Genomic DNA, 26733 nt, shown 5'->3' with positions numbered 1-26733 from the left:
TTATCCTCCTATTTCCATAGATATAGTCATAGATAATTCTTTTATAATATCTTCTAAATTGTTTTTTATAACTAAAACTATCTCATCTTCTTCTATTTCTAGAAGGTAATATTTAAATTCGTTAAGTTTACAAAGGAGGATGTAAATATTTAATATTTTTTCGCATTCTTTTAGGTGTATATAAACGTCTGTAATTTCTATTTCGATACTTTCAAAATCACAAACTTTAGGATTAATGGATTCTAATTTTGTTTTTCCTTCTGTAAACTCTCTTAAATTTTTTATTTCTCTCTCTAAATCTATAAGCTTTTGAGATAGTTTTAAGTCCTCATTAATTATCTTGCTTGCTGCTTCTAAAAATGATGCTTCAATAGATTTTAATTTGTATGTAACGATTTTGTGACTGTCTTTTTTATCTAAATCTATTAAAACCTCTTCTTTAACTTCTTCTTTTTTGCTATCTGTAGGTAAATTACTATTTATTTTTATCCCTTTATCTAGTAAATATTGTCTCCCTCCAGGAGTAAGCCTTTGATCTTCTCTTAGCTTAAATTCTTTAAAGGGCTCTTTTCTATATAAGTCTTTTAAATAATCTTCAGTAATAAATCTAAGCATTTATCTATTCACCTACCTATTTAAGTAGATACTCTTTAAGGTATTTCATATCTACTTCACTATTTTCTCTAATTAAAAAATATGGCTCGTTTATTCCTATCCTCTTTAAAGTTTCCTTGCATGTTTTAATATTTTTTTCATCATCATTAGCCTTATTTATAACTCCAACAACTTCTAAATTAAAAAGTTTTGTAAAGCCATCACTTATTGTCTCTTTAGGATTTTTAGAATCTAATACATATACTATTTTTTTAGCATCTTGTGCTAAGGCTATAATGTGCTTATACATCCAAGGGCTTTCTAAATAAGAACTTGGAATATCCATAGTTTTTTCACCATAAATAACATCTGCTGTCCGCTTCAGAGGACCCTTATAATCATTTAAAAAATTTACTATAGTTGTTTTTCCAGAGGCTCTTCTCCCAACAACCATAATTCTCTTTTTCTTCATGTTCTAGTTATAGGGCAAACAGTAAAACCTAACATCTCTTTTAAGGTTTGATTTACTGATATTAAAGCTTCATTTACACTATCTACATCACCACTTATTAAGACTGACCCTGTAAATCTATCTAAAAAACCAATCTCAACGTCTGATGATTTAGTTGCAATATCTGCTGCTATAATTGCAGTTTCATAAGGTGATAATGTAAGTATCCCTATAGCTCCCTTTTCATCTACTCCTAATCTGTCATAAATATCTTTCATAGGAGATGCAATAATATGTGATAAAGTTATTTGCTTTCCTGGTACTGATTCTTGAATTACCCTTTGTATATTTCTATCATTTAAATTACTACTCATTTTAGTGACGAACTACCTTTGCATTCATTTCATATCTTTTGATATAATTTTCAATTCTGTTTAAGTCTTCTTCGCTTAAACTAGGGTCGCCGTATACTGGGTATTCAATGCCAAGTTGGTTATATTTATTAACTCCCATCTTGTGATATGGTAATAAATCTATACCTTTGAAATTTTTATAATCTTTATATGGTAGTAAAAATTCCATAGCTTTAGTTATTGCTTCTTCGCTATCATTTACACCCTTTAAAAGAGGCATACGTATTTGGACATTAAATTTATTTTGAAGAAGATTTTTTAAATTTTCTAAAATCTGCTCATTTCTAACTCCTGTCCATTTAAAATGCTCATCAGAGTTTATGTGCTTAATATCAAATAGGAATAAATCAGTAAATTCTGCAATTTTTAAAATATTTTCCGTTTTTGTATATCCAGATGTTTCTATAGCTGTATTGATTCCAACATTTTTACAAGCCATAAGAAGACTTAATGCAGCTTCAGGTTGCATTAAAACTTCCCCTCCTCCAAGAGTAACTCCACCACCTGACATCTCATAAAAGGTTCTATCCTCTTCTATGATCTCTAGTAATTCTGATATAGTCTTGTTTTCACCGACTATATTTATTGCTGATTTTACGCAAGATTCTTCACATTTTCTACAGCCTATGCAATCAACTTCTCTATCTATTTCATGAAGTCCTGTAACGCTATTTACTTTGTGCACCTTAACGGGGCAAACATCTACACATTCTAAGCAGTTTTCACAAAGATCTTTCTTAAACATGACTCTATTTTTTACCATCATCCCTTCAGGATTTGCACACCATTTACAGCGCAAAGGACAACCTCTAAAAAACACTATAGTTCTAACACCTGGGCCGTCATACATATTGTATTTTTGTATATTGAAAATTCTTGCCTTTCTTTCGATAATTCCATTTGTGTTATTATTCATATCTAAACTCCTAAGCTTTTTTAAATCTTTTCTTTTGGGGAAGTTTAAATTAACTTTTATCCCCCAAAGAAAGATTTATAATTTTATTAAAAATGTGTTAGCATAGTTCTACTTATAATCTCATCTTGAACATCTTTGCATAACTCTACAAAGTAAGCACTATATCCAGCTACCCTAACTATTAAATCTCTATAAGCTTCTGGATTTTTTTGAGCTTCTATTAATGTGTTGTTATCTAGATAGTTAAATTGGATTTCTCCAAGTTGAAGAGCACAAGCACTTCTTAAAAGTGTTATTATTCCTTGTTCTCCTTCTGGTGTATCTAAAAGTCCTGACATTAATTTAAAGTTATGAACCATTCCTATATTCATATTGTCACAAGCCATTTTTGAAACAGATTTAATAATAGCTGTTGGCCCTTTAAAATCTGCTCCTTGAGTTGGACTTATACCATCTGAAAGAGGAGTCCAAGCTCTACGTCCATTTGCAGTAGCACCTGTTAACTGACCAAATGGAGTGTTATTTGAAATTGATAAAGTTCCGTGACTTAAAACTGAATATAATGTTTTATATTTTCTATGTTCCATTTCAGTAAAGTTAATTAAATCTGCACCGATGTAATCAGCGTAGTCATCATCATTACCATACTTTGGAGCTTCTAAACAGTCTTTTCTTAATTTTTCATATCCAACGAAATCTGCTTTTAAAGCTTCTTTAAACTCTCTTAAAGTGTATTTCTTTTCTTCAAATACTAACTTTTTAATTGCAGCCATTGAATCTATATAAGTTGCAAGTCCGCTCCATACAACTCCAGGTCCGAAGTTATACATAGCACCACCAGCTTCTACACCTCTACCTTTTTCCATACATCCTTCATACATCATTGACATAAGAGGTTTTGGTGCAAGTTCTTTGTGAACTCTTTGAGATATAACTGTTGCAACGCTTGTCCATTTAGTTATAAATTTGATTTGCTCTTTAACAGCATTTTCAAACTGCTCGTAAGTTTTAAAGCTATCTACATCTCCAAAGTCTGGACAAACTTGTTTTCCATACCATAATGGAATACCGTTATTTAAAACTAATTCTATACAAATTGGCCATTGAGTATATCCTGTTGAAGTCCATTGATATAATCTACCTGATTTTTGTGGCTCTACACATCCCATTAAGCAGTAATCTCTAGCATCTTCAATCGATACGCCTTTTGCAAGCATCATCTTTATGTGAACATCATCAAAGTGACAAGCTGGGAATCCCATTCCTGCACGGATAACTTCAACTATCTTTTTAAGATATTTTTGAGGTGATGATTTGTGAATACGGCAAGCTAGAGATGGTTGATAAATCTTAACGTGTCTTACTGCATCCATTAAAAGATAAGTTAGTTCGTTAGTTGCATCTCTTCCTTCTCTTGTAACTCCACCAACACACATATTTACAAATGGTTGATATCCTGCGAAGAATTTAGATCCTCCTTCACTTGTAATCCACATCATCTCTGACATTTTAATTAACATACATCCTGCAAGTTCAAAGGCTTCAAACTCAGTCATTCTTCCTGACTCTAAGTCGTTTTTAAAGTACTCGTACATGTATTGGTCAACACGTCCTATTGACATACCAGTTTGGTTTTCTTCAACTACAAGTAGTGATTCTATAGTCCAAACAGCTTGAATAGCTTCATAGAATGTTTCTGGTTTGTGAGCTGGAACTTTAGCATTTACTTCTGAAATTTTTAAAAGTTCTGCTTTTCTTTTTGGATTTGTTTCTTTATCTGCTAATTCTTTAGCGTAGTTTGACATACGTTTTGCATATATCATTACACCTTCTGCTGTATCTATAAGTGATTTATAGAAGTATATTTTTTCTATATCATCAGGGTTTGCATAGTTAAGTTCTAAAAGCTTTTCTTTAGCTTCATTAACTATATCTATCATTCCCTTTTTCATTAAGATAACATCGTATCCTGGGTTTGAATCTCCTCCACCATTAACTGCGTGGTAAGAGCAATCTGATACAAATGATTCTCCTGAAAGTTCCCAAACTCCAGCTTCTCTATATTGGTCTTCACAGTATTCATCTACTGATTTACCTTGCCAAAATGGGAATAATTCTTCTCTCATAAACTTTTTATCTTCTTCTGAGATGTAGAAAGGGTCTTGTGCTCTTTCCCCTATAGTATCTATTTCATCTACCATCCATCTCCAAGCTATATCAGGAGAGAATGCTCCAGCTCTTGGAGCACCGTTTGGAGCTCCTACTATAAGCTCGTTATCTTGGATTACAAGTGGTGCTGTTTCGCAGCAATGTTTAAAACATTTTCCTCTTAATATTGATTTTGGTGTTCCTGGGTTTTGCTTTGCTATTTCAGTTATAGCTCTAGCTCTATGAGTTGTTATTGTTGGAACATGTTTTAAATAATTATCTTTAAGTTTCTTTAAACGCTCTGTTATTCCATCTGGAATACTTCCATCATTTGAAGTAACTATACATTCTGTAACTTTAGGTTCATCATCTTTTTTAATATCATCTGACACGCTTTCAAACATTTTTAATAGTGCTTGACGCTCATTTTCAGACATATTTTTTGTGGCTTCCATAAATTTATTTGAAAATTCACGAATATCCATTTTATCTACTCCTTTACTCTTTAATTAGTTTCTTTTAATATTCTAGTTAAAACATTTTTAAGAAGCTTCATATTATCTACAGAATTATCTAAACCTTCATCTATATCATTATTAACCTCTCTATTCATGCCTATAGAATTTAAAAACTCATCTTTATCTCGAACTTCGTATCCAACTTTTCTTATATATAATAAGTTCATTGGAGATACGTTGTCTGATGTCATTCCTTTTAATGCAGAACCACTTCCTAAAGTCATAGATGGGAATAGGTTCGTAGTTCCTCCCATACTTCCAAATACTCCAGAAGTATTTACTAAGATTCTTCCAACTGGCTTTTTAAGTGCAAATTGTTTTATAACCTCTTCATCATTTGAGTGAATAATAAGCGTATGTCCTTGCCTCTCGCTTAAAAGTAACTCTATGCATTTTTCGCAAGCGTGCATCCAGTCGTCTTCCACGTAGAAGGAAAGTACTGGGCAAAGCTTTTCTTTAGAATATAAATTATCTAAAGAAACGAATTTTTGATTAGATATTAAAACATTTACATCTTGAGGAATATTAAAACCTGCTCTCTTACTTAGATCCTTTGCTGACTTTCCGATAAATTCTTTTTCAAAATTACCATACTTATCAAAAAGGATTTTTATTAATGACTCAGATTCTTCTTCACTCATAAAATAAGCTCCGTTTTTTATAAGTTCTTCTTTTACTTCATTTGCAATTGGACTATCTACAACTATAGATTGCTCTGCACCTGAAACTATTCCGTAATCAAAACTTTTGCTATCAATAATATCTTTAACTGCTTTTTTAATGTTTGCAGTTCTCTCTATAAAAGCAGGTCCGTTACCTGTTCCGCCATAAATCACAGGTTTTCCACATTTGTCTGAAATTTTAAGTAATTCTTTAACACTTGTGTTCATAACTAGTGAAGTATCACGGTGATTCATTAACTCTTTAAAACCGCTTTCTGAAACTATGCTTAAATACGATATAGCTCCCTCTGGAAGTCCATACCCGTTTGCAGCTCTAATTAAAATATCTAAAGTTCTCTTCATTACATTTTTAGCTTTTGGGTGAAGTGCAAAAACTATTGCATTTCCTGACTTTACAGCTATAACTGCATTATAAATAATTGTTGAAACTGGGCTTGTCATAGGGCAAAATGCTGTTATTACTCCTATAGGAACTCCGATATCAACGGTTTTATTTTTTTCATCTTTTCCTATAATCCCAACGCATTTCATTCCCTCTAACTTTTTCTTTAAATAAGAAACAACAAACTTATCTTTTATTAATTTATCTTCTACCTTTCCGGAATCTGTCTCTTCAAAAGCTAACCTAGAAAGTTCACCGTGGTAATCTTTTATAACTTCTAACATACGGTTTACTATTTCATCTAACTTTTCTTGAGGGAAAGTTGATAAACTTTTTTGAGCTTCTCTTGCGTTTTCAACAAGTATTCTAGCTTCTTGCATGGAGAGTAAATCATTATCTATAATATTCATTCTCTTCTCCCCTTTTATTAATTTCTATAGTGATTCTATAGCGTATTTATCTATAATTTTTTGAAGATCATTATGAGGTCTTGCTATAACTACTGAGCTATAAAGATTTCCATCTTCCATTTCTTCTACAGCTCTAACTCCTGCATCTACAGCAGCTTTGCAAGCTCCAACATCTCCTGTTACTATTACTGAAATATAACCAGATGCCACGTTTTCATATCCTACTAATTCAACATCGGCTGCTTTACACATAGCATCAGCTGCTTCTAGAGCAAAAACTAGTCCAAACGTTTCAATTAATCCTATTGCTTCACGTCTAATCATATTAACCATTTCCTTTCTATTCATCTATATCATGAACTGATACTATTTTTCCAACTTCTTTAATAGGTCTTGGCATAACATTTTTAGCTGTTAATTTTCCTATAGCATTTGCAGCTTCAGCTCCAACTTCTACAGCAGCTTTTACAGCAGCAACATCACCTTTAACCATAATAGTAACAAGAGTTGAACCAATATTTTCGTATGAAACTAATTCAACATTTGCAGCTTTAAGCATTTTATCTGCAGCCTCAAGTGCTGGAACTAGACCTATTGTTTCTACAAGCCCTAAAGCTTCATCTCCATAATATTTCATATGTTAATACCTCCAATTTAAATTAATCTCTTATATACCCATTAATAGTAGCTTTACTTTCTTCGTTTGCATGATAGAAAATTAAAAGCTCCTCATTGTGGTCTAAATCAACTCTAGTTTCTTCGATTAACCCGTTTGCTTCTGCTGTTAATAAAGCATCTATTATTGATTCTTTATTAAAAGTTTTAAAGCTTTGGTAATCTCCTTTTAAAGCTTCCATAATATCTATAACTGAAGCTTCGTGAACTTTAGTAAAATGTTTTAATATTGCATAATTTAAAGGTTTCATAAATTTATGCCTCCTTCTTTTTGAAAAAGTCTAAAGGATTTGTAGCTATAGTTAATATACCAATCATCATAATAATTGCTCCAACCCAAGCTACTATAGGTAATGACCAACCGTCTATTCCTGAAATCACACCTAATATTAAGTAACAGAAGAATGGTCCAAAGAATGAATATGTACCGTTACAAGCTGTTCCAAGACCAGCTCCACACATACTATTCCCTTTATACCAAGACATAAATGTTAGGAATGTAAGTAATCCACTTAATACAAACCAAATCATTGCAGGGCCACTAGTAAATGCATCAATAACTAGGTTTTTAGATATATTTATATCTCCAGCTAAAAGTCCCATTATAGGTACTACTATAAATAGGTTAGCTATACCTGATGTTAATTGACGAATACAAATACCGATTTGAGGGTCTACCATAGTTGATGCATATCCTGCAACACAACCTTCAAATCCCCAGCCAAGTGCTGCTATAAGTGCTATAAAAATACCTAAAAATACTGTTCCTGAAACTCCACCTTGGAATCCTGTACTTCCAATTAAGAAACTTGCACAAACACAAATTGCAATTCCTATTGCCATACGTTTTGTGATCTCTTGCTTGTAAAGTATTTTACCTAGAATCGCTGCTATTGCAGGACAAAGTGCTGAGATAGGAACTATTATAGGGCCTGCCATTTGAAGTGCTATAACGTAAGCTGTTCCAGCTATAGGTCCTCCAAGTAATGCTGCTCCTACTATAATTCTTCCTGGTTTAGAATTTAAACATCTTATGAAATCTTTAAATTTACCTTGCACTAGGGAATTTCCAATCGCCCAAAATGCACTACATGTATCATTAATTGCGTTTCCAAGTGCTGCTAGTAAGTAAACTACTATAAATGCTGAAAGTCCAGCTGTGTTTGCACCATACCAATCAGCCCAAACCCCTTTACTCATTCCCATAGTTAAAAATGCTGTGTAAAGTCCGTAAGCTATACCTGAAAAAAGTGCAATTCCAACTCCTTTTTTAAAGAAATTGCTTTTCATTTTCTCCTTTAATTCCATAGCCTTACTAATTCTTCCGTCATTAGTTTTGCTTTTAGAATCAACTCCTACTGATATCTCCGCCATAAATAAGAACTCCTCCCGTTTAATCTTTTATTAATAAACTGATTGTATGTTTAAATTTTAACAATCACCCTATTTTTAAACGTTTACTTTTGTGATGTAAATGTACCTTAAAAATTTTCTTGCATTGGAATGTGTATACTTCTTATTTTTATCTTTTCTCTCTACAATTTGATTATAATCCCTCCCCCTAAGTTAAATGTCAATATTAAATTTCGTCATTTTGTAAACGTTATTTTAGGGATGTTTTTTAAATTTAATTAAAAATTCAACAGAAATTGACTGTTTTTTAAACTTTATGAATGAATTATCCACTTCTTCTTTAAAGAAATTTATAGAATATAAAAAAAGGTCATATAAAAACTTTACCCTTAGGTGAAAGGTTTTTATATGACCATATTAGTAATATTAATTTTTAATTTTAATCATAACCTCTGTGACAAAATTTCTACTATCTTTGCTTGTCCAGTAATCAACTACGTATCTTTCGTAGCATTCTTCTTCGCACTCATAATTATGTAATTCAATCCAGTCCATAATTTTTTTATAAGTATCATCTATATTATCGTGAGAACCTATATGGTAACAAGATGCAAAAAGCCCTCCACCAAATTCAGTAGTTTTTTCTTTCTCGCTTTTTAATAGCCCTTGTTGTATTATTCTCATAGTTTTGCAGTTTTTTGAAAGCTTTTCTTTGAAGGATGGAAAGTTTATTATAACTGGCCCTGTAATTGCATTTTCTATACTTTCAATATAGTTAGTAAAGTCAATATTAATTATTGAGTCCATATAATCATAGTTAAATTCTTGATCTAGATATAACATATCAGTTTTATTTATAAATTTTGCTGAAACCTCATTTAAATTGTTATCAATAACCATCTTAGCCTCTTTAACTAATGAATGCCAATCTCTTATTGACTGCTTTTTTAAATTTAAAAGTCTTTCAGCCTCCTCAAGTTCTTTGATCTTCCCTCTAAAGTTTTCCTCTATTTCAGTACATTCTGATTCATAAATTAATCCTTTAATCTCTTCTAGCTTAAACCCACTTTGCTTATAATACTTAATAACAGGAATAGATAGCATATTGTCTTTACTGTAATATCTGTATCCGTTTTCATCACAAATCTCGTCAGGTGATAAAACCCCAAGTTTATCGTAATATCTTAAGGTTTTTTTGCTTATCTTACAAATCTTTTCCACTTTACCGATATAGTACATTTCATCTTTCATATGTTTTCCCCCTAACCTTTTGTAAACCTATAGTAAATTTTGTTAACTATACTTAATATATCACAAACAGATTATATTTAAATACTAATAAAAATTCTAAAATTTAATTTTTTCTTTAAAATATGTAAAAAAAATAGAGGTAAAGCAATCATTATGCCTCACCTCAAATATATTAAATACCAATTATCTTATCTAACAATGAATCTAAGTCTTTTCTAGAAACTTCTCTAGGATTTGAACTAGTGCAGACATCTTTAAGTGCTGCGTTTATTATGTCTTCTCTAAAATCATTTACTAATTTTATATCCACTCCAAGTTCTATTAAATTCTTAGGGATATTAAGGTTAGCTTTTAGATTTATTATATTCCTTATTAAATTATTAACTCCAATAATTGTGCTAGATGCATTTATATCTAAAAGCTTTGCAAGCCTTTGATATTTAAGTGCAACTATATCGTAATCTTGCATATAAGAATTATTATCTATATTTGCATTAAATTCCATAACATATGGAAGTATTATAGCATTAGCTTTTCCGTGAGGAATATGAAGCTTTCCTCCTAAAGCGTGGGCTAAACTGTGAGTTATTCCAAGTCCAGAAGAATTAAATGCCATCCCTGCAAGGCAAGATGCATTATGAAGTTTTTCCCTAGAAATCATATTATTAGGTTCATTATATGCTGTTAAAAGGTTATTTACGGCTAAACATAATGCTTTTTCTGCTAAAGCATCTGAGAAATCATTAGAATTTTTTGAAACATAAGCTTCAATAGCATGAGTTATTACATCCATACCTGTGTCTGCTGTTATTGATTTTGGAACTGTTTTAGTTAATTCCGCATCTAAAATAGCAACGTCAGGAAGAAGTGATTTATCAGTTAATGCGTATTTTAAGTTTTCTTCTTTGTTTGTTATTACCGCATATTCTGTAACTTCAGAGCCAGTCCCACTTGTTGTAGGAATAGCGTAAAACTCAATCTCTTTTGAATCTTCTTTAAATAGATTATTGTAATATTCACGTATAGCTTTAGCACCATCTATAGAAGAACCTCCACCTAAAGCTATAATAATATCTGCGTTAAGTTCTTTAAGCTTTTGAACTCCAAGTGCTACGATTTGAACACTAGGGTCTGGTACTATATCACTGAAAATAAAAGTATTACAAAGAGTTAATTTATCTGCGATTTTTAAAGCAGTTTTACTCTCTTCCATAAATTTATCGCAAATTATTAAAACATTTTTATTTTTAATATCGCTTAATTTATTTAAAGCACCTTCTCCAAAATATATTTTAGTTTTTAAACTAAATTCATTCATTTTTATCTCTCCTTAAATATTAATCGAAAGATAAAAATAAGTTTTAAGTATACGTTTCCAATATCGTTATTTACATTGTAACATTTTTTTTTAAGATGTAAAACATAATAATACAAAAATCGCCTAAACTTTTATTTTTTAAGCGATTTTTATAGACTTTATTTAACCTTTTCGTACTTATTTTTAATTATATCTAGCTCGTAGACTTGGTAATTTTTATCCACAAAATAATGCATCTTGCTGGTACTTTTCCTATTTGAATCTTCTAAGATTTCTATTTTAAAGCCTTCTTTATCGTTTTCTTTAGCTTCTTCTGGGATATAAATTACACGATTTCCTGAATTCACTAAATCCTTAACCTTTTTAAGAGTTGATATTTTTTCTATAGCTTTGTTTGCTGTAAGTTCTTTTTCTTTATTTTTTCTTTCTTCTTCTTTTTTCTTTTTATCATCTAAATCTTTTTTATCTTTAAGTTTATCATCATATATTTTAAATTTTAGATATTTTATCTTTTCTTTTTGCCTGTCTGTTATATTACTATTTTCTAATGACTTTATTTCTTCTAAGGCTTTTTTATAATCTTTTGATTCTATAAAATCCTCTATTTTATAGAATTTTTCGTTAAAAACATCTTCTAATTTTAATTTTTCTTTTAATTCATTTTTTAAAGAGTAGATATCACTTTTTAGTGTATTATTTTTCACATCTGAAGTTTTATCGATTAAAAGATTAGAATTTATAAAATCGCCTTTATCAAATTCTTCTTTAGAACTTAGATATAATGTAATATTATCTTTTAATTCTTTATTTTGATCCTTATTAGGTAGTTCATTTATTTTTGAAATAGCATTATTATAATCCTTTTTATCTAAAAGTGTTTCTATCTCTTTCTTTTTATTATCTATACTTTTATTTTCATAAATCATATAAGCTATGGAACCTACTATAATAAATATTAATATAGGAATCATTATTTTTATAAGTTTTTTCATATTTTTATCCCCTTATTTTTCATATCTTAAAACTTATTATAGCATTTCTAAATTTTAAAAATGAAAATTTAAAAGGAGATGCAAAAAGCATCTCCTCCTAAAACATTATGAAAATTATAGTAGAAACCCACCCTTAGAATATAACCCCTAACAAATGAGTTTCTACACTAATTCTTATATCAAAAATTAAAGATCTTCAAGTTCATCTTTCATATCTCTAATTAATTCTTTTTCATCAGCTCTAGTTAAGCCCATATCTTTTGAAAATTCTTTTATGCCCTTATCAAATATTTCGTTGAATTCATCAATCATATCTGCGCTAGCTTTTCCTTTTTCTTTTTCAAGTTCAATAACTAGTTTTTCTAAATCTTTGATAAATTTTAATTTCTTTTTAGCTTCTAATTTAGCTTCTTTTTTAAGCCCTTTTATGTTATCTAAATCAATTTTTAAGTTTAATTTATCTAATTTAGACTCTCCTTTTTCAGTTTGTTTTAATTCATCTGCTTCATCATTTAAATCAGCAATATCAGATATTTTATCTAATTTTATATCTTCTTTAACTTCTTCAAAGTAATCTTTAGTTTCTTTTAATTCTTCTTTTTGAGTCTTTTTAGCTTCATTACTCATCTTAAATTCACCTCTTAAACTTTTTCTATAATCTAATTATAGCAACCTTTATCTAAGAATTATCATTTGTGAATTAAGATTTATTCCTTCTAACTAGAATATTAATTTTTAACTTAATTACTTAATTTTGTTAATCCTTTCTTAATAGAAAAAAGCATTATCAAAGTTTGATAATGCTTTATTTTACTGACAATCAACTATCCATTTGCTGTTTGGTAAAAATTTTATTTTATATTCTTTTCCGGCTTCTGGGTAAACTGTCCATTGTTCTAAATTAGTATCTTCACCTTTAAAAGTTACTTCTTTTTCTTTACTAAATTTTTTTAGTCTATCGCAAGTTCCTTTAGCTTCTTTGTAGTTACCACTAATAAAATAAGGTATATCACGCACCTTTGGAACTATTCTTACTGGAATGTAGTATATAAGAGATATAAAAGCTAATGCCAAAAATATATAATAAATCTTTGATAACTCTTTTCTCTTTATTTTTTTATGAATTGCTACCATTCCAACAACTACAAAAATAGTTAAAACAATCTCTATTAGTAGAATGAATAAAAACTTCATAATGCCCCCCCATTTTCTTTTGTATCATAAAAACATTCTACTATACTTACTAAAAAAATTTATAATTTCGTAAAAAATTTAAGTAAGTTTTAACTTTTTAATGAACATACTGTAACTTTGTTATAAATAAACAATTATTCTTTATCTATTTTCCCAATTCCATTTACAGATTTTTGAACAGATTTTGGATCTCCCTTATATATAATGCTACCAACCCCATTTATAGTTCCATCAAAGCTTTCATTAGCGTTTACTATACAGTTACCCGCTCCATTTAATTTTACATTTGCATTTTTAACGTAAAATTTTTCAGCATCAATATTTCCTGCACCATCACATTCTATATTAAAATCTTTTGCTTTTCCTATTAAATCTAAATCACCAGCTCCTGCAAAATCCAAGTCTACTTTATCTGCATTTTTAATATCTATATTTCCATTTATTGCACACCTAAATTTAGAATAAAAGTTCTTTTCACTTTGCATTTTAATATCTAAACTAAATGCTCCGCCAAATATCTGAATATACGAAATAGGCACGTTTATATTGATATTTAAATTACCTTTACTGTCTATATATTTTCCTTTAGGAGATATTATTATCTCTTTTTTATCTTTATTTATATCTAAATTTACTTTATCACTGCCCTCTCCAGTTAAAGAGCAAATTTCCTTATTTCCCTTTTCTTCTTTGATTGTTATTTTCCCAATCTTTTTATCATCACTATTTCTTAAATTTTGTATACTTACTTTATAACCTTCTATATCAGGCATTTTAATATCTTTAAAGCTCATATTTTCTTCATTGAAATTACTTTCAATTCTAGTCTCGCACCCTACAAAAAATAAAGCTAAGAAAAAAATTATTCCAAAGCTCATTAATTTCTTATATTTTCTCATCTATCCACCCCTTAATTGTATTTTTTTACCTTTTATTTAATATTATACTACACCATAAAATATTCACTTTAAAGGTAAAACACATTAACTGATAAATGTTTGTAAAAGCAAAATACATCCAATTATTATAAGAATACTACCTATAATTCTAACTATTATTCTACTCTTCTCATATTTTTTAATATTACTCATTCCTAAAACCTCTTTTATAAAAATAATTATCCTTAATTTATATTATAATCTTTCTAATTTCGTATTTTATTAAATATCCATTCTGTTTTTTAACATAATTTGAATTAACCTTTAAAATAATATTTGTATCAATTGATTTAAAGTATTATTCATATCTTAATAAAATAAAAATAGCTGCAACTTAAAGATCCAACTTTAAATTACAGCTATTTTTTATAATATTTATTTAGTTAAGTACACGTATAAAAGTTTTACAACACCTTCAAGTGCATTATAATGTGTTCTTTCTACTCCGTGACTTGCGTGAACTCCAGGACCTATAAGTGCCCCTCTTATATTATTTCCACCTCTAAGTGCAGCACCTACGTCTGAACCGTATCTTGGATAAATATCAACTACGTGAGGTATGTTATTTATTTTTGCTAAATTAAGTAATTCTGTAGTCATATTGTAATCATAAGGTCCACCAGAATCTTTAGCGCAAATTGATACATCGTACTCAGTGCAGTTTAAATCGTCTCCTATACAGCCCATATCAACTGCAATCATCTCAGTTATATCATTTGGAATATAAGATGATCCGTGTCCTACTTCTTCGTATGTTGATATAAATATCTTTGTTTTGTAGCTTGGAACTATCCCTTCCCTATCAAAAGCTTCTAATAGGTTTAAAAGACAAGCTACGCTTCCTTTATCATCAATAAATCTTGATTTTAAAAATCCACTTTTAGTTATAGTAGTCTTTGGATCGAAGAATATATAATCTCCAGAATTTATTCCTAAAGCTAAAACATCTTCTTTATTTTTAACTACTTCGTCTATTCTAATTTCCATATTTTCTGGATCACGTTTTTTTGAAGATGCATCTTCATAAACATGAATTGCAGCACTAGTACTTAAAAAAGTTCCTGTATATTCTTTTCCTTCTCTAGTTCTTATAGTGCAGTACTCTCCATCTAAAGTTGGAACTATAGGTCCTCCAACTAAAGTGAATTTTAAAGTTCCATTTGAAGTTACAGACCTAACCATAGCCCCTAAAGTATCTACGTGTGCTGAAAGTCCTATAACTTTTTCTTCTGATTTTCCGTCGATTGTAATTATTCCACAACCTTTGTTTGTCATTTCAAACTTATACCCAAGTTTATTAACTTTTTCTTTAATCAAATCCATTATCTCAAAACAAAACCCACTAGGACTATTAAATTCTAAAAGTTCCTTTGCTACACCTAATAAATGTTCTTTATTTACTTTAATCATTTATACCCTCCTTATAAATCTCACTTTTTAATAAATTATACCATATTATTTTACTGTCCATCTTTCTATTAAATACGGTTCAAGTTTTACTATATTTTCTAAAACCGTTTCTTTATTTATAAGTTTTAATAATAATCTAATAGCTTCTTTTCCTATATGGTAAATAGGCTGTGCAACAGTTGAAAGCTCTGGCTCTATAAATTCACAAATATCTATATTATCAAAGCCTAATATACTTATATCTTCTGGGATTTTAAAGCCTTTTCTAATTAAATATTTCATCCCGCCTATAGCTAAAACGTCACTACTATAAAATATAGAATCTATCTTTTCTTCTTTTTCTATAAGTTTTTTCGTTCCAATAAAACCGCCTTCTAAGGTTATTTCTTCTTGAACGTTTAGATTTTCATTATAGATTCCTAATTCTCTTGCTTTATTTATATAAGCTTTATGTCTTATTATAGAAACTTTATCTAAAAGTTTTCCACTAACAAAAGCAATATTTCTCTTCCCCTTACTATATAAATAATCTATTCCTTCCTCAATACCTTTTTCACTATCACAAAATACACAATTTAAATTTTCAAAATCATCTATAATTCTATCTACAATAACAAAAGGTATCCCTTGGGTTTCTAAAAGATTCAGTCCCTCACACTCATTACCTATAGGAATTATGATTACTCCATCTACAGATTTACTCATAAGTAATCTTATGTGATTTAGTTCTCTTTTTTTGTTATTTAAAGTGTTGCATAAAATTATACTGTAGCCGTTTTCTTCAGCTACCTTTTCTATTCCCTTTGCCATCTTGCTAAAGAAAGGGTTTTGTATATCTGGAACTATTACACCTATAGTAAAAGTTTTTTTAGAACTTAAACTTTTTGCAAGAAAGTTTGGTACATAGTTTAATTCTTTTGCCGTTTTTAATATTTTCTCCCTAGTTTCTTTTGAAGTATTTATATCTTTATTATTTATAACCATAGAAACTGTTGTTTTAGAAACATTTACAGCTTTCGCTATATCTGCTAAAGTTGTCTTTTTCATCTTCCACCTCTACATATTTATCTATACTTAAATTATATCATACAAACTATTTCTATAGCCCCCTATAAATATAAAGAGGATGTTAACTATAAATAGTTTTGCATCCTCTTTTTCTAATCTTAATTTAATTTTACAAAACTAATTTTTGTCATAAACTTTTAAATCAGCTGCTATGTTTTCTTTTACTTCTTTACCGTTATAAATATCGTTTGCAAGACCTACTCCTAATGCTCCTATTTCTTCAGGTTGCTGAGCTATTGTCGCTGTCATATCTCCTGAATCTATTGCATTTTTAGCATCATCATTTCCGTCAAAACCGATAACCATAGCATCTACCCCTGCTGCTTTTAAAGCTTTAGTTGCACCAAGTGCCATTTCGTCGTTGTGTGCAAATACCACTTGAATATTTTTATCTCTTTGGATTATATTTTCCATAACTTGAAGACCTTTTTGTCTATCAAAGTCAGCTGCTTGAACTGAGATAAATTTTGCTTTATTTTCTTTATCTAAGACGTTATGGAAACCTTGACCTCTATCCCTTGTAGCTGAAGCTCCTGGAATTCCTTGAAGTTCTACTATGTTTATAGAATCCTTATCTTTTAGTTTATCTAAAACATATTTCCCAGCCATCTCACCACCTACAATATTATCAGATGCGATATGGCTTGTTACTTTACCACCGTTTGCTTGTCTGTCTAGAGTGATTACAGGTACGTTTGCTTTATTTGCAACTTCTACTGTTTTTACTACTGCATCACTATCTGTTGGGTTTATTAAGATTGCTGTTACTCCTAATTGTATTAAGTCTTCAACGTTTGATCTTTCTTTTGCTGGGTCATTAGTTGAATCTAAAACAATTAAATCGTATCCAAGCTTTTTAGCCTCTTTTTCTGCCCCATCTTTCATTGATATGAAAAATGGATTGTTTAAAGTTGATACTACCATTCCTATTTTCTTTGGGTTATCACTTCTAGCACAGCCGGCTAAGGAGCTTATAAAGAAGATACTAATTATTAAACTTACAAGTAGTCTCTTTTTCTTTTTCATTTTTATACCTCCTTAAAGCCTATTTATTTCTGCTTTTTTTATCTAATAATACTGCTATTAATATTACTAAACCTTTTACTATTGATTGATAGAAAGGTGATACGTTCATAAGGTTTAATCCATTATTTAATACTCCAATTATTAAAGCACCTATAATAGTTCCTGTAATCTTACCTTCTCCACCAGCTAGTGAAGTTCCTCCGATTACTACAGCTGCGATTGCATCTAATTCAAATCCTGTACCGGCGTTTGGAGATGCAGAACCTATTCTACTTGTTATAATTACACCTGCAATTGCTGACACAAAGCCTGAAATTACATATGTCATCATTTTTATTTTATCTGTATTTATTCCTGATAATTTAGCTGATTCTTCATTTCCACCTAAAGCGTAAAGATATCTACCGAATTTAGTTTGTGATAATATAAATATTCCAATTATAGCTATAATTATTGTTATGATAACAGGTACTGGTATAAATCCTAATTTTGCATTACCTATTTTTAAGAATGCTTCTGGTAATTTTGATATTGGAGTACCATCAGTATAAACTAAAGTTGCTCCCCTAAATATTGTCATAGTTGCAAGAGTTGCTATAAATGCTTGTAATCTTCCTTTTGCTATAAGAATACCATTTACTAAACCTATTGCTATACCGCAAACTGATGCTCCAAGTATAGCTAAAGTGATACTTCCAGTTGATTTAACTATTGAAGCTGAAAGTGCACCACTTATTGCAAGTGTTGAACCTACTGATAAATCTATTCCTCCAGTTAATATTACAAATGTCATACCAACAGCTATGATTGCATTAACTGAAACTTGAGTAAATACGTTAGTAATATTTGCTACACTTAAGAATTTTGGAGTTACAAAAGTTATTATTACACATAGTAAAACTAAACCTATTAGTGACTTATACTTATCTAAATAAACTTTATAATTTTCTTTCATTTTAATATCTCCTCTCAAAACCTTTATAATTTAGGTTTATTGTAATGCTAATTTCATTATTTTTTCTTGAGTTGCCTCTTCTCTATTTAATTCCCCTGTGATCTTTCCTTCACTCATTACCATAATTCTGTCTGAAATACCTAAAACTTCTGGCATATCTGAAGAAATCATTATTATTGCTTTTCCTTTGTTTTTTAGTTCATTTAATAATTCATATATTTCTTTTTTAGCTCCTACATCTATACCTCTAGTTGGCTCATCAATTATTAAAACTTCAGGGTTTGTTAAAAGCCATTTTGCTAAGATAACCTTTTGCTGATTACCACCACTTAAGTTTTTAATATATTGATTTGGACTTGGAGTTTTAATTCTTATCTTTTTTATATAATCGTTTACATCAGATGCCTCATTTTTTCTGTCTATAACGAACATTCGATTTTCATAGCTATCTAAATTAGCTAAAGTCATATTATCTCCTACAGACATTCCAAGTACTAATCCTTCTTTTTTTCTATCTTCTGAAAGATAGCATATACCGTGCTTAATAGCTTCTCTTATGCTATTTCCTTTTAGTTCTTCACCGTTTATAATTACTTTACCTTCTGTCTTTTTGTATGCACCAAAAACAGTTTTTAAAAGCTCAGTTCTTCCAGAACCCATAAGTCCAGCTACTCCTAGTATTTCACCTTCTCGAACTTTAAAAGATGCATTATAAACTCCAGCTTTTGAAGATAAATTATCTACTTCAAGCATAACTTTACCTTTTTCTACTTCTTTGTAAGGAAATTGATCTTCTATCTTTCTTCCTACCATCATGCTTATTAAATCATCATTATCTATATCTTTAATATTTGCACACCCTGCATACTTACCATCTCTTAAAACTTCAACCTTATCACATATTGCAAAAATCTCTTCCATTCTGTGAGAAATATAAATTATTGCAATACCTTTACTTTTAAGATTATCTATAACTTTAAAAAGATTTTTAGTTTCAACTTCTGTAAGTGCTGTTGTAGGTTCATCCATTATAATTATTCCAGCATTTTTAGTTAAAGCTTTTGCTATTTCAACCATCTGCTTTTCACCTACATTTAAGTTTCCTGCAAGCATATTTGGATCAAAGTCACAACCTATCTGCTCTAAAAACATCTTACTTCTTTCGTTTAGAAGCTTTTTATTTATCTTACCAAACTTACTTACTTTTTCATTTCCTAAAAAAATATTTTCTGAAACTGTTAAGTTATTTATTATACTTAATTCTTGATGTATTATTGTTACTCCAAGTTCTTCAGCTGACTTTATGCCGTGAATGTTAGCTTCCTCACCTTGAATAAAAATTTTACCTTCATCTTTTGTGTATACACCACTTAAAATTTTCATTAAGGTAGACTTTCCAGCCCCGTTTTCACCCATTAAAGCTGTTACTTCTCCGCCATAAGCAGTGATATTAACTTTATCTAAGGCTTTAACTCCAGGGAAAGATTTACTAACACCTTCCATTTTAAGCATAGGTTTTTTAGTTATCATATTAGACTCCTCCTCTTAAAATACAACTCCTGACTTTAGTATTATATTTGCATATGGAGTTTGCTCTCCTGTTCTAATTACAGCTTTGCACACTCTTAAGTCCTCTTTTAATTCTTCATGAGTTACGAATGTTACTTTTACATTACCTATGCAGTTTAATATTTCTTCGTATAATTCCTTGCTTACTTCTTCTGTCTCTTTTGCAAGAATCACTTCTTCAATTTGTAATTCTAATAAAACTGCTTTTAATGTATCTAAGAAACTTGGTAAATTTTTAATTAATGCTAAATCTATTCTTTTAACACCATTTGGTATAGGTAACCCACAGTCCCCTATCCCTAGAGAATCTGTGTGTCCCATTTCTGAAATTACTGTACTAATTTGACTATTTAATAACTGTGTCTTTCTCATAATTACTCATCTCCATAAACTTCTACTATTTCTTCTAAAGTAGGTATTGAAGGCATAGCACCCTCTCTTTGAACTGCTATAGAGGAAACTTTATTTCCAAACCTTACAGCTTTAATTAAGTTATCAAAACTTAAATCTTTAGTATCTAGCTTTGAACTTAATCCTCCGATAAAACTATCTCCAGCTGCTGTTGTATCTTTAGCATTTACTTTAAAGGCTTGTACTATTTCACATCTTTCTTTATTTATAACTGCAGCTCCCTTTTCTCCTAAAGTTACAATCACATATTTAGGACCTTTTTCTAGTAACTTTTCTGAAGCGGCTTTAGCTGAATCTATATCGAAAACTTTAACTCCTGTTATAACCTCAGCTTCTGTTTCGTTTGGAATTATTATATCTGTATATTTTAATAATTCATCACTCATCTCTTTTGCAGGTGCTGGGTTTAAAATTGTTAATTTGTTATTTTCTTTTGCTATTTTAAAAGCTTCTAAAATACACTCTTCTGATGTTTCAAATTGTGCAATTAAAATATCGCTTTCTGTTATCTTTTTCTTAGCTTTAATTATTTCATCATTTGTTATAGTCATATTGGACCCTGAGATAACTACGATAGAGTTGTTACTATCTTTATCAACTGTTATCATAGCCATCCCAGTTGGATTAATATTATCTATATAAATTGAACTTGTATCTATATTATCTTTTTCTAATAACTCTTTTAATATTTGTCCGTTTTCATCTTTTCCGATTTTTCCAATCATCGAAACTTCATTTCCAACTCTCTTTGCAGCAACTGCTTGGTTTGCTCCTTTGCCTCCAGCAATTTTCACGAAAGAATTTGATAAAATTGTTTCTCCAACTCTTGGCATATCTTTTACTTTTATAACTAAATCCATATTAATGCTTCCTAAAACGCAAACCTTATTCATACAAAACATCCTTTCTTAATGATTAACCGTTTTAGTGAAACGGTTAACTAAGTTGTTAATTAGATTATATAACTTTTGTAAACGTTTATCAAGAGTTTTTAAAAATTTATTTATAAAATTAAAAAACTGTTGCACTTAAATTAGTGCAACAGTTTTAGTTTTTCACTGTATTTGATTTATTTTGAATAATTTTATTTATATATTCAACGTATTTTCTAGATCCTCTTAAAACAGTTTTATCATTACTTAATTTTACTTCCATAAATTTAGTAATAAGTTTATCTGTAAAAGGAACTCCTAAAATATATTTTCCGCCCTCTTTATTCTTTATAGGAAGTGCCCCAGACTCTAATAACTTTTCTAGTTTGTGTTTGTTTATAGGATCTAATTCAACAGTAACATCCATATATGACTTAGCTGATATAGCTGCATATATTAAAGCATACCCTGCCATAAACCATATACTAAGTTCCATATGGAAAATCCACTCTAAAAGGACATACGCTATAGTTAACATGAAGAAAACACACCCAAATACATTTATAAATGACATAAACCATTCTTTATAATCAAATTTTTCTTTCATTAGCCAATCCTCCCTTAATGATTTAATTCTATATAAAAATTATACCATACACTATACTTATTTAAAATATATCCAATTTACTATTAAAAAAATACACTAAATTTACATATTTCATCGACAAATTAAAACAAAATTTAATCTAAAAAAAATCTCGCACTAAAAGCACGAGATTTTATAAATTAATCATAATTTATATGTTTAAAATTCTTCTGGAATCATTATAACTATACATTTAACTCTCTTAACAACATAAGCTGTAACTGACCCTACTAAAAAAGAAAACTTTTTGTTAGTGTTTTTACCCATAACGATTATGTCAGTTCCGTCTTCTTGAGTATAGTTTACTATTTCATCTCCTGGAGAGCCGAAAGTAAATTCAGTTTTTACGTTAAACCCAGGTAATTTTTTCTTAGCTTCTTCTAAAACCCTTTTACCTAACATTTCTCCATCTCTTACTTCTTCTGAAACAGCCATTCCATTAACGAATACTATTTCTCTAACATGCATTATAGTTACTTCAACGTCTTCTGGTTTAAAATTATCCTTAACGTATTCTAATGATACTAAGCTTCTATCGCTTCCATCTACAGGAACTAATACTTTTTTCTTACTCATCTCTCGTCACTCCTTTTATATAATAATTATTATATATAGAAAATTCTTCTTTATATAATTATACTCCTTTTTTATACTAAATTTGTTAAATATATTTTTTATTTTTATAAATTTAATATATATTTTTTATTTTTATAAATTTAATATATATTTTTTATTATCTGTTGTTTTTGTATAAAAATGCAAAAAGACTAAGATAAAAATCTTAGTCTTTTACTTAATAGCATATTTTACAAGCTACATATCCTTTATTTTTAGCTTGACTTTCAGTCATTTTTATAGCACCTTCCATTTTATGTGCTGTCGGTGATTTATGGTATTTAGTTGATTCATAAGTTCCCCCGTTAGCATATACTATACTTCCAGACGGTTGTCCACCCGAACTATTAGAAGAATTACTACTAGATGGTTTCTTATTAGTAGTTGGTTTTTTATTAGTAGCTGGTTTATTATTAGGTGACACTTGAGGTTTGTTTTGACTTCCGCTTGTTGAATTATTTGAGCTATTATTTGGTTTAGCTGTTGTTATATTGTTTGTTGTCTGTTCTTTTCTTTCTTCTGCTAATTTTTTTTCAGCCTCAATCCTCTTCTTTTCTTCTTCAGCTTTTCTCTTATCTTCTTCAGCTTCTCTTTTCTCTTTTTCTAATTTTTCTTCTTTTTCAGCTTCTAAATTATCATACTTTGTCTCTTTTTCAGTTACCTCTTCTGATAGTTTTCCACTTTTATCTTTTAAATCATTTATTTCTTTATTTAACTCTTCACTATTGTTTTCTTTTTCAATCTTTGAAATGTTTCCTTCTACTTCAACAATTTTATTGTTTGCAAGTTCATACTCTTCTTTATAATCTTTTTCATTAAATTTCATTAGTAATACCATACCTAATGATAGTACTAGTACTATTTTATATTTTTTTATAAATGCTAAAAATTTATTATTCATTTTCCCCTCTACCCTAGATCCTTAATTTTTGAATCTAATTCCTTACTTTTTGAATTTAATTCCTCAATTTCTTGAATTAATCTTTGCTTTTCATCTTCTAAATTTTTAATTTCTTCATTGCTCTTTTCAGAAATCTTAGAATACTCTTCTTCTAGAGACTTTAGCTTATCTTCACTTTCTGTGTATTTTAAAGATGAGACCTCTACCTTTGAAGGAATTACTAACTCAGTTATAACCATAAGAATAATTACTGATGCAAAGAAAACTCCAAATCCCTTTAAAAACTTAATTAGTTTATTTAATATTTCTTTCATTTTATCCCCCTATAATTTTTCTCGCGGTAATATTTTACAATACCATTCAAAGTTTTACAAGGTTTTATTAACCATTTGTTTTCATTTTGTTAATTATTAGTACATATTTAGTCATATTAATCCAAATATATATTCTGTTTGGGCTATAAAAATATCTTCCTTTTTTAAAACTGAATACTCCTTAAATGCTTCGTTATAACCTATAGGTGGATTTTGAACTTCTAAGCAAACTCCCATCCTTCTCTTTACTTCTTTTCCCCCGTATAACTTTTTGTTATCTATAAAGTTTTGAGTATATACTACTACAGATGGATAACTAGTTTTTATCTTCATATATTTTCCACTTTCTTTTTCATATAACTCTATTATCTTTTTATCTGTAAGCATAAAAGGGTGATCGTATCCGTTTCCTAAATTTAATTGAATATCTTTATTTTCAATATCTCTTCCAATTAGTTTCCCAAAATTAAAATCAAAATTTTTATCTGTATCTAAAATATTTCCTGTTACTCCGCCATCTTTATCTATTTCTAAAAACTTCTTTGCACTTATCTTTAAACTGTGGTTTAAGATATCTCTTTTATAGTTTCCAGATAAGTTAAAATAACTGTGATTTGTAACATTTAATAAAGTATCTTTATCTGATTTTCCAAAAACTCTAAATATTAATCTGTTATCCCTAGTTATTTCGTACTCTATTTTAACTTTTAAATTTCCTGGATAGCCCTCCTCTAAATCCTTTGAAAAATACTCTAAAGAAAGTATTATTGAATCTTCATTTTCTATTATTTTAGAATCAAATATAACTTTATCAAATCCTTTATTTCCCCCATGACCACTATTTTTACCGTAATTTTTATTTAAAATATACTTTTCACCATTTAAAGTGAACTCACCTTTATCTATTCTTCCAGAAGTCCTCCCGATAGTCCTTCCGTAATAGCTTGGATTATCTATATAATCTTTAATATCTTCATACCTTAAAACTATATTTTCTAACTTACCTAACTTATCCTTTGTCTTTATCTCTAATATAGTTCCTCCTAAATTTAAAATACTAACTATTAACCCATTCTCATTATCTATAGTGTATTTTATAACTCTATTTCCTTCTATTTTAAATAATTCTTTCTCTTTAATTCTCATAACTTTCTCTCCTAACTTTAAAAAGAGCGTTTAAATATACTAATTTAAAACGCCCTTTTATTTTATAAACTATTTATAAATTTATTAAATCCCTTTTCTCCACTTTCGTTATTTTTAAATACTCCGCAGTGGACTAAGACTTCTTTAAATACTAATCCTATCTCTTTTTTTAATATATCTAAAGCGTTATCTTCAGTTATATTATTTTCTTTTTTAATTCTATCTAACCAGTCCTTATGACTTTCTATTATAGGGTTATAGACTCCTTTAGTTAAATAACTTATCATATATTTAATTTCATTATTTAATCTTGAAGGAAGTACTGCAAGTCCCATAACTTCTATAAGTCCTATATTTTCTTTTTTAATGTGGTGTAATTCTTTATGAGGGTGAAATATCCCTAAAGGATGTTCCTTAGTAGTTCTATTATTTCTTAAAACTAAATCTATCTCATACTTACCCTCATTAAATCTTGCAATCGGTGTTATTGTGTTATGCATTTCTCCATCTGTATTTGAAACTATATCATTATCTAAATCAGAGTAGTCTCTCCATTTTTTTAAGATATAATCTGAAATCTCTACAAGCTTTTCTTTATCTTTTGAACTCACCCTTATAACTGATAGCGGCCATTTAACTCTTTTTAAAGAGACATCTTTAAAACCTTCTATGTTGTATTTTTCAATTACCTTTGCTTTTTCAATACTGAATTTATAATTTCCGCCTTGATAATGATTATGTGAAAGGATAGACCCTCCAACTATAGGTAGGTCTGCATTAGAGCCTATAAAATAATGATTAAATTTCTCTATAAAATCTAAAAGTTCTTTAAATGTATTTCTATCAATAACCATAGGTGTGTGAGTCTCTTTTAAAATTATAGAGTGCTCATTAAAATAAACGTAAGGAGAATACTGAAGAAACCATTTTTCTTTATTTAATTCTATCGGAATTATTCTATGATTTCCTCTAGCTGGGTAATTAAGTCTACCCTCATACCCCTCACACTCTCTGCAAAGCAAACACTTTGGATAATCACTATCTTTAATTTTTAATGCCTTTTTTATTTCTTTAGGATCCTTTTCAGGCTTTGACATATTTATAGTTATATCTAAAGGTCCAAACTCCGTTGAAACTTTCCACTTTAAATCTTTTTCTACCCTTTTTGTTCTAATATAATTAGATTTTTTACATAAATCATAATAGTAATCTGTAGCTTCTTTGCTTGAGTTCTTATACCTCGCGTTAAATTCTCTAATAATTTCAGATGGCCTTTTAATTATTAAGCCCATAACTTTAGTATCAAATAAATCTCTTTCTGTGATATTATCTTCTATAATATTATTTTCTATTGCAAAATCTAAAATTCCATCAAGTATATAACTTATATCATAAGAAAAATCTTTTTTAGTAGACTTTTTGTAGTCACATAACTTTAATACTTCTAAAAGTTTATTTCTTATAAATACTTCGTCTAAGCTATCTATCAATTCATTTTTTATACCATAATTAATTAATTCATCTATTTTAAAATATATATCACTCATTAATATCTCTCCCTAAA

The 26733-nt window shown here is 29.1% G+C and carries 29 protein-coding genes; all 29 read right to left on the bottom strand.

Translation table 11 applies throughout. The annotated features are described in order from the left end of the window. On the bottom strand, positions 1–615 hold the full coding sequence (locus INR60_RS00275; protein WP_194189467.1) for a cobalamin adenosyltransferase: 615 nt from the start codon (positions 613–615) through the stop codon (positions 1–3). A 16-nt stretch (positions 616–631) separates the two neighbouring features. Further along, on the bottom strand, positions 632–1066 hold the full coding sequence (locus tag INR60_RS00270; RefSeq protein ID WP_194189466.1) for a EutP/PduV family microcompartment system protein: 435 nt from the start codon (positions 1064–1066) through the stop codon (positions 632–634). Continuing rightward, positions 1063–1419, bottom strand: a complete 357-nt coding sequence (locus tag INR60_RS00265; RefSeq protein WP_194189465.1) for a BMC domain-containing protein — start codon at positions 1417–1419, stop codon at positions 1063–1065. The genes INR60_RS00270 and INR60_RS00265 overlap by 4 nt, the downstream gene beginning before the upstream one ends. 1 nt (position 1420) lies before the next feature. After that, a complete protein-coding gene (gene cutD, locus INR60_RS00260) occupies positions 1421–2374 on the bottom strand; it encodes a choline TMA-lyase-activating enzyme (protein ID WP_194189464.1) in 954 nt (317 codons plus the stop codon). A gap of 86 nt (positions 2375–2460) precedes the next feature. Next, positions 2461–5007 carry a choline trimethylamine-lyase gene (gene cutC / locus INR60_RS00255; protein ID WP_194189463.1) on the bottom strand — a complete coding sequence of 849 codons (2547 nt, stop codon included), beginning with the start codon at positions 5005–5007 and terminating at the stop codon, positions 2461–2463. A 20-nt stretch (positions 5008–5027) separates the two neighbouring features. Then, entirely contained in the window at positions 5028–6515 is a 1488-nt protein-coding gene (locus INR60_RS00250; RefSeq protein ID WP_194189462.1) for an aldehyde dehydrogenase family protein, read from the bottom strand. 24 nt (positions 6516–6539) lie between these two features. Next, positions 6540–6839 (bottom strand): BMC domain-containing protein, encoded by a 300-nt coding sequence (locus tag INR60_RS00245; RefSeq protein ID WP_194190944.1) that lies wholly within the window; start codon positions 6837–6839, stop codon positions 6540–6542. Positions 6840–6855: 16 nt separating this feature from the next. Then, positions 6856–7152 (bottom strand): BMC domain-containing protein, encoded by a 297-nt coding sequence (locus INR60_RS00240; protein ID WP_194189461.1) that lies wholly within the window; start codon positions 7150–7152, stop codon positions 6856–6858. Between the two features lie 22 nt (positions 7153–7174). Continuing rightward, on the bottom strand, positions 7175–7441 hold the full coding sequence (locus tag INR60_RS00235) for a hypothetical protein (RefSeq protein WP_194189460.1): 267 nt from the start codon (positions 7439–7441) through the stop codon (positions 7175–7177). A gap of 4 nt (positions 7442–7445) precedes the next feature. Beyond that, the gene (locus tag INR60_RS00230; RefSeq protein WP_420797480.1) at positions 7446–8498 is read right to left on the bottom strand and encodes a DMT family transporter; all 1053 of its coding nucleotides are present in this window, start codon (positions 8496–8498) and stop codon (positions 7446–7448) included. A 471-nt stretch (positions 8499–8969) separates the two neighbouring features. Beyond that, positions 8970–9794 carry a MerR family transcriptional regulator gene (locus tag INR60_RS00225; protein ID WP_194189458.1) on the bottom strand — a complete coding sequence of 275 codons (825 nt, stop codon included), beginning with the start codon at positions 9792–9794 and terminating at the stop codon, positions 8970–8972. A 172-nt stretch (positions 9795–9966) separates the two neighbouring features. Beyond that, positions 9967–11112: a 1-propanol dehydrogenase PduQ gene (locus INR60_RS00220; RefSeq protein WP_194189457.1), complete on the bottom strand. Its 1146-nt coding sequence runs from the start codon at positions 11110–11112 to the stop codon at positions 9967–9969. 158 nt (positions 11113–11270) lie between these two features. Continuing rightward, entirely contained in the window at positions 11271–12104 is an 834-nt protein-coding gene (locus tag INR60_RS00215) for a hypothetical protein (protein WP_194189456.1), read from the bottom strand. A gap of 186 nt (positions 12105–12290) precedes the next feature. Beyond that, positions 12291–12731, bottom strand: coding sequence for a hypothetical protein (locus INR60_RS00210; protein ID WP_194189455.1), 441 nt, complete (start codon positions 12729–12731; stop codon positions 12291–12293). Between the two features lie 183 nt (positions 12732–12914). Beyond that, on the bottom strand, positions 12915–13298 hold the full coding sequence (locus INR60_RS00205; protein WP_194189454.1) for a hypothetical protein: 384 nt from the start codon (positions 13296–13298) through the stop codon (positions 12915–12917). 134 nt (positions 13299–13432) lie between these two features. Beyond that, the gene (locus INR60_RS00200; RefSeq protein WP_194189453.1) at positions 13433–14197 is read right to left on the bottom strand and encodes a GIN domain-containing protein; all 765 of its coding nucleotides are present in this window, start codon (positions 14195–14197) and stop codon (positions 13433–13435) included. A 414-nt stretch (positions 14198–14611) separates the two neighbouring features. Continuing rightward, positions 14612–15646, bottom strand: coding sequence for a M42 family metallopeptidase (locus tag INR60_RS00195; RefSeq protein WP_194189452.1), 1035 nt, complete (start codon positions 15644–15646; stop codon positions 14612–14614). Positions 15647–15691: 45 nt separating this feature from the next. Beyond that, the gene (locus tag INR60_RS00190) at positions 15692–16693 is read right to left on the bottom strand and encodes a LacI family DNA-binding transcriptional regulator (RefSeq protein ID WP_194189451.1); all 1002 of its coding nucleotides are present in this window, start codon (positions 16691–16693) and stop codon (positions 15692–15694) included. 138 nt (positions 16694–16831) lie between these two features. Further along, entirely contained in the window at positions 16832–17740 is a 909-nt protein-coding gene (gene rbsB / locus INR60_RS00185) for a ribose ABC transporter substrate-binding protein RbsB (protein ID WP_194189450.1), read from the bottom strand. A 19-nt stretch (positions 17741–17759) separates the two neighbouring features. Further along, on the bottom strand, positions 17760–18695 hold the full coding sequence (locus tag INR60_RS00180) for an ABC transporter permease (RefSeq protein ID WP_194189449.1): 936 nt from the start codon (positions 18693–18695) through the stop codon (positions 17760–17762). 36 nt (positions 18696–18731) lie between these two features. Further along, positions 18732–20225 (bottom strand): sugar ABC transporter ATP-binding protein, encoded by a 1494-nt coding sequence (locus INR60_RS00175; RefSeq protein WP_194189448.1) that lies wholly within the window; start codon positions 20223–20225, stop codon positions 18732–18734. A 15-nt stretch (positions 20226–20240) separates the two neighbouring features. After that, positions 20241–20636 carry a D-ribose pyranase gene (gene rbsD, locus INR60_RS00170; RefSeq protein ID WP_194189447.1) on the bottom strand — a complete coding sequence of 132 codons (396 nt, stop codon included), beginning with the start codon at positions 20634–20636 and terminating at the stop codon, positions 20241–20243. Positions 20637–20638: 2 nt separating this feature from the next. Beyond that, positions 20639–21568, bottom strand: a complete 930-nt coding sequence (gene rbsK / locus INR60_RS00165; RefSeq protein ID WP_194189446.1) for a ribokinase — start codon at positions 21566–21568, stop codon at positions 20639–20641. Between the two features lie 154 nt (positions 21569–21722). After that, positions 21723–22154: a hypothetical protein gene (locus INR60_RS00160; RefSeq protein ID WP_194189445.1), complete on the bottom strand. Its 432-nt coding sequence runs from the start codon at positions 22152–22154 to the stop codon at positions 21723–21725. Between the two features lie 198 nt (positions 22155–22352). Further along, positions 22353–22769: a universal stress protein gene (locus INR60_RS00155; RefSeq protein ID WP_194189444.1), complete on the bottom strand. Its 417-nt coding sequence runs from the start codon at positions 22767–22769 to the stop codon at positions 22353–22355. Between the two features lie 217 nt (positions 22770–22986). Beyond that, complete coding sequence (locus INR60_RS00150) at positions 22987–23709, bottom strand: hypothetical protein (RefSeq protein ID WP_194189443.1); 723 nt, start codon at positions 23707–23709, stop codon at positions 22987–22989. An 8-nt stretch (positions 23710–23717) separates the two neighbouring features. After that, entirely contained in the window at positions 23718–24023 is a 306-nt protein-coding gene (locus tag INR60_RS00145) for a hypothetical protein (RefSeq protein ID WP_194189442.1), read from the bottom strand. Between the two features lie 111 nt (positions 24024–24134). Beyond that, positions 24135–25169, bottom strand: coding sequence for an aldose epimerase family protein (locus INR60_RS00140; protein ID WP_194189441.1), 1035 nt, complete (start codon positions 25167–25169; stop codon positions 24135–24137). Positions 25170–25231: 62 nt separating this feature from the next. Next, positions 25232–26716 (bottom strand): UDP-glucose--hexose-1-phosphate uridylyltransferase, encoded by a 1485-nt coding sequence (gene galT, locus INR60_RS00135; RefSeq protein ID WP_194189440.1) that lies wholly within the window; start codon positions 26714–26716, stop codon positions 25232–25234. Positions 26717–26733 lie beyond the last annotated feature (17 nt).

It is taken from the genome of Clostridium chrysemydis (assembly GCF_015234215.1).
Lineage (GTDB): Bacteria > Bacillota > Clostridia > Clostridiales > Clostridiaceae > Clostridium > Clostridium chrysemydis.
The sequence above is the reverse complement of the archived record's forward strand: the minus strand, read 5'-3'. Positions and strand labels throughout refer to the sequence as shown.